Source organism: Phormidium sp. FACHB-592, assembly GCF_014695795.1.
Taxonomy (GTDB): domain Bacteria; phylum Cyanobacteriota; class Cyanobacteriia; order Leptolyngbyales; family Leptolyngbyaceae; genus Stenomitos.
In genome coordinates this window covers 1-12,159 of the sequence record NZ_JACJOZ010000076.1, presented here as the reverse complement: position 1 = coordinate 12,159, position 12,159 = coordinate 1, and the positions used below count along the sequence as shown (strand labels likewise).

The window sequence follows — 12,159 nt, the reverse complement described above, 5'->3', positions numbered from 1 at the left end:
TTGAGTTGGAAGAAAGGCTAACGGATGGAGGATGAAGGCTAAAAGTTCTGAGTTAATCCAAGTGTCTCAAATCTCTTGCTTCCCCTGCTCTCCTTGCTTCCCCGCCTTCTTCCCTGACTCCTTCCAACAACTTTTCTTGAATGCCCAAAGGGCTATACAGCTAACAACCAACAACAACTACCCCCAGGAACCATCCATGACACCAGAAACGGCAAAGAAATTCTTAGCAGACAATCACGTTAAATTCGTCCTGGCGCAATTTGTGGATATGCACGGTACTGCCAAGACAAAAGCCGTACCTGCATCCCATTTTGATGACATTCTTGATCCAGGTGCAGGGTTTGCAGGGTTTGCCGTTTGGGGGTTAGCACAGCAGCCGAATAGCCACGACTTCATGGCGATCGGTGATCCATCAACCTTAACGCTTGTTCCCTGGATGCCAGGCTTTGCGCGTATGGTTTGCGTTGGGCATGTGGATGGTCAGCCCTATCCCTATGATTCTCGCTTTGTCTTGATGCAGCAGTTGGAACGGCTGAAGCAAAAGGGGTGGACGTTCTATACGGGACTGGAACCTGAATTTGGCTTGCTGCAAAAAGATGCTCAAGGTCGCATTGCTTCTGCTGATCCCACCGATACGCTAGAAAAACCTTGCTACGACTACAAAGGACTGTCTCGCAGTCGCGCCTTTATTGAAAAGCTGGTGGAAAGCCTGCAAATCGCTGATTTTGACGTCTATCAAATTGACCACGAAGACGCTAATGGGCAGTTTGAAATCAATTACACCTACACCGATTGCTTGACCTCCGCCGATCGCTACATCTTCTTCAAGATGGCAGCATCTGAAATCGCCAAAGAGATGGGATTAATTGCTACCTTCATGCCCAAACCGTTTGCGAACCTTACGGGCACTGGAATGCATATGCATATGTCTATGTCTGATGGCAATGCCAATCTCTTTGCCGATAACAGCGATCCTCGCCATCTGGGGCTATCCAAACTGGGATATCACTTCCTCGGTGGCTTGTTGGCTCATGCACCAGCACTGACCGCTATTTGTGCCCCTTCCATCAACTCCTACAAACGATTGGTCGTGGGACGCGCACTCAGTGGCGCAACCTGGGCACCTGCCTACATCACCTACGGCGACAACAACCGCTCCAGCATGGTGCGCATTCCCGGTGGACGACTCGAACTTCGCCTGGCTGATGGTTCCTGCAACCCCTATCTAGCAGCAGCAGCAGCGATCGCCGCTGGACTCGATGGCATCGAAAACGAACTCGATCCGGGCGATCCATACAACATTAATCTCTATGACCTCTCCGAAGCCGACCTCAAGGACAAAGGCATTCAAACTCTACCGCAGAGCTTAAAAGAAGCGATCGATGCCCTCGAAACCGATACCATCATCACCGATGCCCTCGGTCCTCTCGCCACCGAATTCATCAGCCTCAAACGGATGGAATGGGTCGAATACATGCGCCACGTTTCCGAATGGGAAGTGCAGCGGTATTTAGAGTTTTTCTAGCGGCAGTTGCTGGCAGTCAGTATTTAGGAGAAAGCCCTAGACAACCTACGATAAACAGACTTGGTTTTAACCCATCAGTCTTGTTAGACGACGAATTAAAGTACAGTTATTAGTTGGAGTGAGCAAGAATGAGATTTCCATTCGAGTCTGGTAGCCACACTTTACTTGTTTCGGAATTTACATCGAAAAAGCCTAATTGATGCTTTGCTGCAAGGCGGAAAGTAGCTTCATATGCCTCCTGCCTCTTTGACCAGGGGAATACAGCATAGATGAGAGTGCTTCCTAGGGTGTAGTCTGTTACAGCCGCTTTGTCGTCTGGTAGGTCGTTATTTGCGTATGCTCCGTTCATGGCTGGAAAATCAACAATTATGTCCAAAAACCATGCCCGAAGAGCGGCACTCAAGACCTCCGGATCGTCATAGCTTTGAGACTTTTCCCATTCAGTTTGTTCACCAAACCAAGATAGGAACTCGTCGTACTTTATCGGTGAAACAGCGGAATCGAAAACAAACAATTCATAACTCATACTCGGACTCCTAAGCTGTAGCTGTTCAACAAATTACTAGCTAATGACCACTCTCTCAACTCAAAACTCAAAACTATTCATCTATGTGCGGCATTGTCGGACTACTCATCAAAAATCCATCACTGCGATCGTCTCTCGGCGAATTGATGGTGCCCATGCTCATCGGCATGAGCCAGCGCGGACCCGATTCTGCTGGGCTAGCAGTCTTCACCGAAGCGCTGCCAGACAACCAGCGTAAATACAGCCTCTATTCTGGCAGTATTCATACGAGTGGCAGTTTTAATTGGTCAGAATTGTCACAAGCGTTTCAAACCCATTTCAACGCAACGCCCGACCTTCAAATTCACGGGAATCAAGCAGTGCTAACCGCTAATCTGGCGACTAATGCGGTGAAGCAATGGTTACAAGACAACTATCCACAAATCCATCTTCTCTCTACTGGGCGGGCGATCGATCTGTACAAAGATGCAGGTAGTCCGACGAGTATTGCCGATCGCTACCACTTCAAAGATCTGCAAGGTTCCCATCTGGTGGGACATACTCGCATGGCAACCGAATCAGCAGTTACACCTGCCCACGCCCACCCCTTCACCGCTGGCGAGGACTTCTGCCTAGTTCACAACGGCTCCCTTTCCAATCCCTACGAAATTCGCCGTAAGCTTGAACATCACGGCATTCACTTTGAAACCGACAACGACACCGAAGCTGCCTGTCGCTTTTTAGAATGGCGTATGCAAGAAGGGGATGACTTGAAAGCTGCCATCCAAAAAGGGTTTGAAGCGCTCGATGGTTTCTATACCTTTCTCATGGGCACCGCCGATAAATTAGCGCTGGTGCGCGATGCCTTTGCCTGCAAACCCGCCGTAGTAGCGGAAACGGATGATTATGTGGCGATCGCCTCCGAATTTCGATCGCTCGCCCATCTCCCCAACATCAATCACGCCCACATCTACGAACCTGCACCAGAGGAAATGTACGTATGGACGGTGTAACCTTCGACCTTGCCCAAACGCCCCTGCGCGAAGTCAACCGCTTCCTCCATCAACCACTGAACGGGCAAACCATCCGCATTCTCAATCCCGACGGTGCTCATAACATTGCGGTGGGTTTAGATGCGCCTGTGGAAGTCGAAATTGCAGGACATGCAGGCTACTACGCGGCTGGCATGAACAAACTAGCAAACGTCACCATCCTCGGCAATGTCGGTCCCGGTGTTGCCGAAAACATGATGTCTGGACGAGTCCACGTCAAGGGCTTTGCCTCCGTTTCCGCTGGCGCTTCTGCTCAGGGTGGCTTACTCGTTATCGATGGTGATGCCAGCTTACGGTGTGGAATTTCCCTCAAAGGAGCTGATATTGTGGTGGGTGGCAGTGTAGGCAGTTTCTCTGCCTTCATGGCACAAGCTGGACGCATCGTGATTTGCGGCAATGCCGGTGATGCCCTCGGCGATTCTCTCTATGAAGCCATCATCTACGTGCGCGGCACCATCAAATCGCTCGGTGCCGATGCCCAGATGGAACCCATGACTCATGCTGACTACGAAGCTGTCGGCGAACTCCTCGCCAAAGCAGGTTTCTCTCAGGATCCGAAGGAATTTAAACGCATTGCATCTGCCAAGCAGCTTTACCACTGGAACGCAGATGTCAATCAGGAGTATTAACAATGAACATGCCTCACTCTCAAGCTGATCCGTCTCAATCACATCACCCTATCTCTCGTGAGGCTTCATGGGGTTATGACAGCCGCATGATTAGCTACATTCAAAATGCAGCGGCACATGGTCTTTATGAAATCCGTGGGTTAGGTGCCAAGCGTCGGCTGCCTCACTTTGATGATCTAGTGTTTTTGGGATCATCCCTCTCGCGCTATCCGCTAGAAGGCTATCGGGAGAAATGTACGACCAAAACCATTTTGGGGACTCGATATGCCACAAAACCCATTGAGTTAGAGATTCCCATCACGATCGCCGGCATGAGTTTTGGCTCCCTATCTGCCAACGTCAAAGAAGCACTGGGGCTTGCGGCAACGGCTGTTGGCACTTCGACGACGACTGGTGATGGTGGCATGACTCCCGAAGAACGGCTGTCATCCAAAACCCTAATCTATCAATGCTTACCGTCCCGTTATGGGTTTAATCCCGATGATGTGCGAAAAGCAGACGCGATCGAAATTGTCATTGGGCAGGGCGCAAAACCCGGTGGTGGAGGCATGCTGCTGGGGCAAAAAATCAATCCACGAGTCGCGGAAATGCGAACCTTACCTGAAGGGGTGGATCAGCGCTCCGCCTGCCGTCACCCCGACTGGACAGGTCCCGATGACCTCACCATTAAAATTCAGGAGTTACGAGAACTCACCGATTGGGAAAAGCCTATCTACGTGAAAGTAGGAGCCTCACGCACGTTCAATGATGTCAAACTTGCGGTTCATGCCGGTGCCGATGTGATCGTCGTTGATGGAATGCAGGGCGGAACGGCAGCAACCCAAACTGTTTTTATCGAACACGTGGGCATTCCCACGCTGGCAGCCGTGCGTCAGGCAGTCGATGCTCTCGAAGATCTGAATATGAAAGGTAAGGTGCAACTCATTGTGTCTGGTGGCATTCGTACCGGAGCTGATGTGGCTAAAGCAATTGCGATGGGCGCGGATGCAGTATCGATCGGGCAAGGCATTCTCATTGCATTAGGCTGCAATAGTGAAACCTACATCCAACAGGGTGAACACCACTCAGCAGTGGAAGATTATGCGGCGATCGACACGGCTCCTGGTTACTGCCACCATTGCCATACTGGAAAGTGCCCCGTGGGTGTCACCACGCAGGACGCCATTCTGGAGAAGCGGCTAGAGCCAGAAGTCGGTGCGCGTCGGGTACAAAACTACCTCAAAACGTTGAATATGGAATTGACCACGATCGCCCGTGCTTGCGGTAAACAAAACGTCCACCATCTAGAGCGCGAAGATCTAGTTGCCCTCACCGTTGAAGCCGCTGCAATGGCGCGTTTACCCCTTGCTGGAACATCCTGGGTTCCTGGATGGCAGTAACCCAGTGCATCCCCATAAAACATTCCTTATTCCTACAACGACCAGCTACTTCAATGGATCATAAAGCAGTCACAAGCGTCGCTACATAACTCACAACCATTTCTGCTTGAATACAGACCCTTTCACTTCTTCATCCCGTTACCCCTTCACACGTTGACAAGAACCTTGACTTACTCATTTAAAATTGCTTTAACAGCTAGCCTGCTTGCCTTGCCTTCACCAAACGTGCTAAAGCAGCTTTCAACGGTACGCTAGGGTCGATCGCCTGCCAGCCACGAGCTGTTTTCTGACGCAGCTCAAAATGCAGGTGGGGACCTGTCGATAAGCCAGTGCTGCCCACTCGCCCAATAACATCACCTTTTTCAACCCATTGACCCGGTTTAACCATTAGTGCCGAAAGATGTGCGTAGAGAGTTTCGCGCGTATTGTCTTGGTGTGACAAAATGACTGTTAGCCCATAGCCACCCAACTGATCAGAAAGCGCCACCTTACCAGACGCTGCTGCTAAAACGGGTGTACCCATCGGCGCACCAATGTCCGTACCACTGTGAAAGCGCCGATTGCCCCTGATGGGATGGACTCGCCAGCCAAAGCGAGAAGTAATGGGTGCTGGTGATGCTAAGGGAAAAATGAAGCTCAACTCATTCCAAAGATCAGCGTTGGAACGGGTGCCCGTAGCAGCTGCTGTCCAGTTTTGCCCATTGAAGTCAGGTACACTATCGTCCACGACCACACCGATTCCGCCGAGCTTTCCCCCAACTCCATTGAGGGAGTAGCTAACATAATTCGGTGGCGCTGGTGGTATGTAGCTGTACTGCGGCGTGTTGGGGGACGAAGTGTATGGCACCACCTGGGGCAGCGATCGCCTTGATTTTGTTGGCTCCAGGGCTTTGGTTTTGATTCTAACTAAAGGTACTTTTGGCAGCCTTGGCTTTGTTGCAATAGTTGATCGAAACGGTCGCCTAGCCGCGATCGCATTAATTTGCGCCAGTAGGTCTGCCTGAGTTTCGGGGGACAACATCGCATTTTGAGCCATTTGCCGTGCCTGAGCAAACTGTCTGGCTTGAGCAAGCGCGATCGCTTCTGCTTCCAGGTTTGCCCGCAGTTTTGCTTCTTTCAGAGCTTTGTCTTTAGCAACAATGTCTGCTAGTTTTTGCTTTAGCACTAGCCGCTGATCGCCAGTGGCTTGCTTAAAGAGTTGACTGCGATCAGACTCCGCAGCTTGAGCCGTCGTAACGTTTTGCGCCGCCTTGTCTACTAAAACTTTATCCGCTTGAGCCTCATTTACTAAAGGCTTATTTGCTGAAGAATAGGCAGGCTGTGTGCTCCTGGAAGTAGCGGTCTCGGTGTTAGCTGATTGACTATTTCTTTGAACCGCAACTGATTTTGTACTAACGATGGGCGCAGCTTGAGTCAAAGAAACGGGTGGCATTGACTCCGGAGCGCTCACAGTCGGATTGAGGACGGGAACAGTGGTTTGTTGGGGAGCGACCAGGGCAGCTTGAGTGTCAACATTGGCAGGTGGAACGGGCTTAGCAGTTTGCTCTGCCAGCGTCTGGGCGATCGCGTCCAGCATTTTAGAAGTTCCCTAACTAATGGTCTGCCGCTTTATTTCTAAGTGATTACCTGGCAATCAGGACAGTTCTCCTACTATCACCACTTTTTTTCAGAGCATTGTGTGAAACTACTACCAAAGAAAGTTGTTTTCATGAAACTTTCCGGATACTAGCAAGGTACCTCCGTATACACACGCTCAAAATAGATTAAGAGTTCTAAAGTACTTGCCCCTGGGTATACTGAGCCAACTGAAACCTGTAAGAGGTCTTACCAATGTTGAGCCAGTTAGAAAAGTTAAGCATGGATACGGATGGTCGGTTTGCCAGCGATGAAGAACTAGCCTTTGTCGATGCTTATGTCCAGTCCTTTAGCCTGCGGTTGCAGACCTATCAAACGCTTCAGTTGGTAGAAAGTGCGATCGTGCAACAGGTAGAAGCAAAAATGCGATCGCTCGACCCCATGCTCTTTCACAGCGGTAAGGAAGACGTAAGTGCAAAATGGAAGCGCGATACCGTGCGGGTACTCCGCTATTCTGCGATCGCCATGCTAATGGATGATCCTGAAACCTTGCGCGAACGGTTTCTCTTGTGGTTTCAGACTATTATGAAAGCCTTTGGCGCTGAAAAAAGCTGCAATGCCACCTACGAAGTGATGCAGCAAGTGGTCAAACAGCATTTGACTCCACAGCAAGCCAGTATGTTCTGCCCCATCCTTGAGCTTAATCGGGTGGCATTAGGGAAACCCCGCAATACATAATTCTGTTGATGGAACTCCGGGCTGCCAAGATACCAGCATTAAGCACCAGAGGCTAGGAAACTTGTACCTTTTGCCTTTTGCCTTTCACTGTCCTCCTACCGATACCCTGCTGCTTGTAGCGAGAACAGTTGAGCGTAGCGCTTGCCTGATCGTAGCAGTTCGTCATGGGTGCCATGTTCGACTACTCTGCCACCTTGTAGCACTACAATCTGGTCTGCCATCCGCACTGTTGAAAACCGATGAGAGATGAGAATTGCCATCTGGTTTTGCGTCATGGCGCGAAAGTGATCGAAAATTTGAACTTCAGCTTCAGCATCCATGGCGGCAGTTGGTTCATCCAGCACCAGAATGTCGGCTTGGGTTCGCATGAAGGCTCGCGAAAGGGCTATTTTTTGCCACTGACCGCCCGATAGCTCACGACCACTCTTAAACCACCGTCCGAGCTGAGTGTGATAGTTGTCGGGCAGCGAGGCAATAAAAGGCTGTGCCGTGCCTTTTTCTGCGGCAGCTTGCCAACGCATTTCATCTTCCATAAAGTTCACATCACCTGCACCAATATTCTCGCCGACGGTAAATTGATACCGCACAAAGTTTTGAAAAATCACACCGATGCGCTGCTGAAGTACGGCAGGATTCCATTCGCGCAGATCCAATCCGTCTAACAGAATGCGCCCACTGTCTGGAATATATAGACGTGTCAGTAGCTTGATAAGAGTAGTTTTGCCAGAGCCATTTTCGCCCACGATCGCCAACTTTTCGCCCGGTTTCAAATGCAGCGATACTGCCTCTAGCGCAGGCTCAGAGCTACCGGGATAGCTAAAGGTAACGGCCTCAAAGCGCAAGCCATCGCCTGGTGATAGACCGTGAGCTGCATAACCCAGGGGTGTTGCAATGGGTTGTTCCAGGTACTCATAGAGATTTGACAGGTAGAGACTATCTTCATACATGCCACCGATTGCGCTCAAAATGGAAGCGAAGGTTGTTTGCCCCTGACGGAACACAACGAGATACATCGTCAGGTCGCCGAGAGAAATCGCCCCAGCGATCGCCTCCCACACAATCCACACATAGGCGGCGTAAAAAGCAGTGGTGCTTAAGAGTCCCAGTAGATAGCTCCACAGCCCCCGACGAATGGTTAAATCTCGGTCTTCGCCGTAGAGCTGATGGAAAATGTTGCGGTAGCGACGCAACAGCATGGGACCCAGTTGATACAGCTTGACTTCCATTGCCGCTGTATCGTTAGAAAGTAGCCATTCCAGATAGTTTTGCTGCCGCACTTCAGGAGCACGCCAGCGGAACAGACGAAAGGCGGCTCCGGCAAAGCGTGTCTCAGCAATAAACACAGGAATCGCTGCAACCATCAGCACCAGCACTGCCCAAGCAGAGAAATTTAGCAGCAAGCTGCCGTAGGTCAGCAGTGAGAGAGCGTCTTGTACCAACCCAAAGGTGCGCCCTACTAAACTAAGTGGACGGCTAGACGCTTCTCGCCGCGCCCGCGCCATTTTGTCATAGAACTCCGAGTTCTCAAAGTGCGCCATGTCCAGAGTGAGCGCCTTTTCAAGAATGAGTACGTTGACCTTGTGACCTAGTAGTGCACGCAGTAGCGATTGACAGAGCGCTAACCCCTGTTTGCAGCCTGCCTGAAGTGCGATCAGTCCCGCTTCAATGCCTAGATAGGTCAGGGTCTGCCAGCGATCGTCCGCCAGTCCCGATCGCGCTGCCTGCACAACACCATCAACAATAAGCTTGCCTACATAGGCGATCGCCCCCGGAAGCAAACCAGCAATCAAGGTTAGCACCATGAGAGCAATAGTCAGCGTACGATTGGTTGTCCACACCAAGGCGATCGCCCGTCCACAGTATTGATACATCGACAACGACTGCCGCAAACTCTGCCAGCGTTGTCTCAGCCGATTTCGGTGAAAATTCCTCATACTCTCACGATAGCTTTCTGCGATCGAAGTTGGTAGCCGACGGTTAGCCGTCAGCCATTAGCTTTCAGCCTTTAGCCTTTAACCCTGTATCTCAGCCCATCGTATGGTATATCCTCCCACTGGCTACATATTCCGAGGGGTGGTAAGGTGAGGCTGGTCTTAGAGCGGATAAGTTCGCGTGGCTTACTGGATCAAACTCAATTTTGAGCGAAATACTTACGTGGTCGACCTTGATCGAGTTACTGCATTCTGCTACGTGCCTAATGCGAGAGTTTCCTTTGCCTTACTAGATGGCAACACAACGATCATCGTCACTCAGCAAAGCGATCCTGATTCCTATCAAACTATTTTGGACTATGTAGAAAAACGCACAGGGTTCACGTTGCCGTAGAGCTTGCGTTGCTATTGCCGCCACTAATCCAGCGCGATCGTATCACCAACTCGTAGGGTCGCTCCCGCTTGGGGCTGCACTACACGAGTGTTGACCGCTAAGCGATAAAAGTGGTTAAAGCGCGAAGCCTCTACCCACTCTGGTAAGGTTTCCTTCCGCTTGGCAACAAACACCTTTTGAAAATGGGGATACGGCTCGCCAGTCATCGCATCACGGGTAACGACAATGCAGCGCTGGCAGGGGTTCACACCTGCAAACTGCACGTTGCCAATATGAAACGGCACCACGCGATCCGCTTTCAAAGAAGCTTCGCCAACGGCTGACCCAAACAGGCAGTCTTCCCAAAATGGCTCGACACCAGTAATTTCGAGGTTCGATCGAAAGCGCCGTCGGACTGCCTCTAGACTTAGGTTAGGAAACCAGTCGGCGATCGTCCGCAGTGTCTCGGTGCTAATCACCGTTGGACCCGGCGAATTTGTGTCATCCGGAAAACCTGTTTCTGTATTCTGAAGCAGCGTCACCGCAAAACCAAAGTACGCACTTAACCATTGCTCTACAGCCGATCGTTCCACATCAAGATGAAAGGTTGTGGCTCCAGGCTCACCTTCTATCCTTAAAGCAATCGTGCGAGTTTCTAGGTCAAAGCTCGAACGAATACGATGCACCTCAGCAGTCCGTTTGCCGTTGATCACGTTGCCCTCTGCATCTACGATCGCAAACTCACGGTCATACTGCAATGCGCCACTGGGCAGCACCGTCGTTTGGAGGATTGCAACGCCATCCAACGCTTTAATAGGATAAACAAAAATTTGAGCTAGCTCCGGCATCCACTGGCACCCCACGGCATGGTTATCCATTAGATCTGCTAAAACAGAGTGATTGCTACAATCACATCTCAACTGTTTGAATGTTTCGCCTCATCTATCACTGTCCCTAGTTTTTTCTCCCAAAACAATGCCTTGCCCATCTGGGGGTTTAGCTCATAGCCACTGAAGCCGCATGCCCTATAAGCTGCCTGAGCTACCTGATTTCCTTCCAGTACTTCTAGAGTGAGCTTGCAGCAACCCAGGGAGATCGCGATCGCCTCCGCTTTTTGTAGCAGCAGTTTAGACAAACCCATACCACGATAGGGTGTAGCAACCATGACATCATGAATATTCAGCAGTGGCTGGCATGCAAACGTCGAAAATCCTTCTAAGCAAACAACAAGTCCTGTAGGTTGGGTATCGACAAACGCGAGAATAACATGAGCGGCTTTTCTCTTTGCAAGCTCTGCTGGGAGATGTGCTTTAACGTAATCTGACAGACCATTACCACCACCCATTGGGTCGAGCGCATACTCATCCATCAACTGAACCATCGCCTTAGCATGAGCAGGTACATTCAAATCTGCTTCAATAATTTCAATCATTCATAGGTGCTTGACGCTTCAAGTGTTGGTATAACATAGGCTCAAGGTTCATAGCGCAAGGTCCACAAGGTAAATAGGCTTGCTGTAGTGTGTTTAATATAGAAGGCTAAGTACCAATGACCCGACTACGATGGACTCAAGTGTGGCATTCTCTAGGACTAGAGTTTTGGCTAGCACTGCCACTGCTAGGACTGGGCTTTTGGCTATCTAGCGGGCTTTTGACAGATCGAATGTTGGTTCGATCCAACCGTACAACGGTGTATCTACAAGGCGATCGTCAGCAACAGCAACAACCCCCGCGGACTGTAGAATCGATTACCGTCATTATCAAACCACAGCAAAATCTTTCAACTATCACTATTGAAACGGCAAACTCAGCACTTAAACAACTAAGGTTTGAGTTTCCGACAACGGAGCCAGCACAAATTGAAGCGGCAATTAGTCGAGAACTCGGTTTACCACGCGATCGAGTTCGTTCCTTAGTGCGCTATCGATCAGAGTAAACGTTACCCATGCCCCTGCAAGCAGGACTAGTGGATTCGTGCGAGGGAAAAGAACCCAGCGCATTGCTTGCTGTCGCTATACATAAGCTACCAAGACATTCAACAGCCGTTAGCTCATCAAGAAACCCAAGGATGGGACTCTGAGCTATCGAAAAAGCTAAGAACCACGTACCGCCAAGTGAAGGGATTGAGATTAATAAACATACCAATTCAATTGCTATTGTCGCTGGAGTCTTACAGGAGGTCTAGCTACGGAAGAGATCTTAGAGCGAGTGATGAAAATCATGGTCAGACGGCTGATTAAAGTCTACGAGGTCTAGCTACGGAAAATATCGTAGAGCGAGTGATGAGCGATCAGGATTTACTGAACGAATGTGAGAGCGGAGGAGATACCAGAAAAAATATTTTTTTTCCTGCTTGACGTTTCCTTCTTCTGTTGTTATGTTAGATAAGCGGTGAGGCAAGCGCAGCGAAAGTGAAGCGAGCCGAGGTCGCCTGAACCTAGAGAATTAAATAG

At 50.2% G+C, this 12,159-nt stretch carries 12 protein-coding genes; 7 read left to right on the top strand and 5 right to left on the bottom strand.

Annotation, left to right across the window (positions count from 1 at the left end):
• Nucleotides 1–196 precede the first annotated feature (196 nt).
• The gene (glnT, locus tag H6F86_RS23165) at nt 197–1,525 is read left to right on the top strand and encodes a type III glutamate--ammonia ligase (protein ID WP_190451726.1); all 1,329 of its coding nucleotides are present in this window, start codon (nt 197–199) and stop codon (nt 1,523–1,525) included.
• A 109-nt stretch (nt 1,526–1,634) separates the two neighbouring features.
• Here the strand turns inward: glnT and H6F86_RS23160 are convergent, their stop codons facing one another.
• Nucleotides 1,635–2,051, bottom strand: a complete 417-nt coding sequence (locus tag H6F86_RS23160; RefSeq protein ID WP_190451724.1) for a hypothetical protein — start codon at nt 2,049–2,051, stop codon at nt 1,635–1,637.
• A gap of 83 nt (nt 2,052–2,134) precedes the next feature.
• On the opposite strand from H6F86_RS23160, the gene H6F86_RS23155 reads away from it, so the two are divergent.
• The 3 genes from H6F86_RS23155 to H6F86_RS23145 are packed head-to-tail and all read left to right on the top strand — an operon-like array spanning nt 2,135 to nt 5,090.
• Nucleotides 2,135–3,043, top strand: a complete 909-nt coding sequence (locus tag H6F86_RS23155; protein ID WP_190451722.1) for a class II glutamine amidotransferase — start codon at nt 2,135–2,137, stop codon at nt 3,041–3,043.
• Entirely contained in the window at nt 3,031–3,711 is a 681-nt protein-coding gene (locus tag H6F86_RS23150; RefSeq protein ID WP_190451720.1) for a protein glxC, read from the top strand. The genes H6F86_RS23155 and H6F86_RS23150 overlap by 13 nt, the downstream gene beginning before the upstream one ends.
• Nucleotides 3,712–3,713: 2 nt before the next feature.
• A complete protein-coding gene (locus tag H6F86_RS23145) occupies nt 3,714–5,090 on the top strand; it encodes an FMN-binding glutamate synthase family protein (protein WP_190451717.1) in 1,377 nt (458 codons plus the stop codon).
• Nucleotides 5,091–5,286: 196 nt separating this feature from the next.
• Here H6F86_RS23145 and H6F86_RS23140 read toward each other — a convergent pair whose 3' ends face one another.
• Nucleotides 5,287–6,666 carry a M23 family metallopeptidase gene (locus H6F86_RS23140; RefSeq protein ID WP_190451714.1) on the bottom strand — a complete coding sequence of 460 codons (1,380 nt, stop codon included), beginning with the start codon at nt 6,664–6,666 and terminating at the stop codon, nt 5,287–5,289.
• Nucleotides 6,667–6,920: 254 nt separating this feature from the next.
• On the opposite strand from H6F86_RS23140, the gene H6F86_RS23135 reads away from it, so the two are divergent.
• Nucleotides 6,921–7,403, top strand: a complete 483-nt coding sequence (locus H6F86_RS23135; RefSeq protein WP_190451712.1) for a phycobilisome protein — start codon at nt 6,921–6,923, stop codon at nt 7,401–7,403.
• A gap of 95 nt (nt 7,404–7,498) precedes the next feature.
• On the opposite strand, the gene H6F86_RS23130 is transcribed toward H6F86_RS23135, so the two are convergent.
• Nucleotides 7,499–9,337 carry an ABC transporter ATP-binding protein gene (locus tag H6F86_RS23130; RefSeq protein WP_190451709.1) on the bottom strand — a complete coding sequence of 613 codons (1,839 nt, stop codon included), beginning with the start codon at nt 9,335–9,337 and terminating at the stop codon, nt 7,499–7,501.
• A gap of 178 nt (nt 9,338–9,515) precedes the next feature.
• On the opposite strand from H6F86_RS23130, the gene H6F86_RS31950 reads away from it, so the two are divergent.
• Nucleotides 9,516–9,728, top strand: a complete 213-nt coding sequence (locus tag H6F86_RS31950; RefSeq protein WP_190451707.1) for a hypothetical protein — start codon at nt 9,516–9,518, stop codon at nt 9,726–9,728.
• 23 nt (nt 9,729–9,751) lie between these two features.
• Here H6F86_RS31950 and H6F86_RS23120 read toward each other — a convergent pair whose 3' ends face one another.
• Nucleotides 9,752–10,585 (bottom strand): MOSC N-terminal beta barrel domain-containing protein, encoded by an 834-nt coding sequence (locus H6F86_RS23120; RefSeq protein WP_242033652.1) that lies wholly within the window; start codon nt 10,583–10,585, stop codon nt 9,752–9,754.
• A gap of 38 nt (nt 10,586–10,623) precedes the next feature.
• The gene (locus H6F86_RS23115; protein WP_190451705.1) at nt 10,624–11,139 is read right to left on the bottom strand and encodes a GNAT family N-acetyltransferase; all 516 of its coding nucleotides are present in this window, start codon (nt 11,137–11,139) and stop codon (nt 10,624–10,626) included.
• A 116-nt stretch (nt 11,140–11,255) separates the two neighbouring features.
• Between H6F86_RS23115 and H6F86_RS23110 the strand changes: the two genes are divergently transcribed.
• Nucleotides 11,256–11,642 (top strand): hypothetical protein, encoded by a 387-nt coding sequence (locus tag H6F86_RS23110; protein ID WP_190451703.1) that lies wholly within the window; start codon nt 11,256–11,258, stop codon nt 11,640–11,642.
• Nucleotides 11,643–12,159 lie beyond the last annotated feature (517 nt).

What these genes read in the sequence shown, in the direction of transcription:
- H6F86_RS23115 (WP_190451705.1), bottom strand. Translation starts at nt 11,139, where the DNA reads ATGATTGAAATTATTGAAGCAGATTTGAATGTACCTGCTCATGCTAAG.
- H6F86_RS23160 (WP_190451724.1), bottom strand. Translation starts at nt 2,051, where the DNA reads ATGAGTTATGAATTGTTTGTTTTCGATTCCGCTGTTTCACCGATAAAG.
- H6F86_RS23140 (WP_190451714.1), bottom strand. Translation starts at nt 6,666, where the DNA reads ATGCTGGACGCGATCGCCCAGACGCTGGCAGAGCAAACTGCTAAGCCC.
- H6F86_RS23135 (WP_190451712.1), top strand. Translation starts at nt 6,921, where the DNA reads ATGTTGAGCCAGTTAGAAAAGTTAAGCATGGATACGGATGGTCGGTTT.
- H6F86_RS23130 (WP_190451709.1), bottom strand. Translation starts at nt 9,337, where the DNA reads ATGAGGAATTTTCACCGAAATCGGCTGAGACAACGCTGGCAGAGTTTG.
- glnT (WP_190451726.1), top strand. Translation starts at nt 197, where the DNA reads ATGACACCAGAAACGGCAAAGAAATTCTTAGCAGACAATCACGTTAAA.
- H6F86_RS23150 (WP_190451720.1), top strand. Translation starts at nt 3,031, where the DNA reads ATGGACGGTGTAACCTTCGACCTTGCCCAAACGCCCCTGCGCGAAGTC.
- H6F86_RS23145 (WP_190451717.1), top strand. Translation starts at nt 3,714, where the DNA reads ATGAACATGCCTCACTCTCAAGCTGATCCGTCTCAATCACATCACCCT.
- H6F86_RS23155 (WP_190451722.1), top strand. Translation starts at nt 2,135, where the DNA reads ATGTGCGGCATTGTCGGACTACTCATCAAAAATCCATCACTGCGATCG.
- H6F86_RS23120 (WP_242033652.1), bottom strand. Translation starts at nt 10,585, where the DNA reads ATGGATAACCATGCCGTGGGGTGCCAGTGGATGCCGGAGCTAGCTCAA.
- H6F86_RS23110 (WP_190451703.1), top strand. Translation starts at nt 11,256, where the DNA reads ATGACCCGACTACGATGGACTCAAGTGTGGCATTCTCTAGGACTAGAG.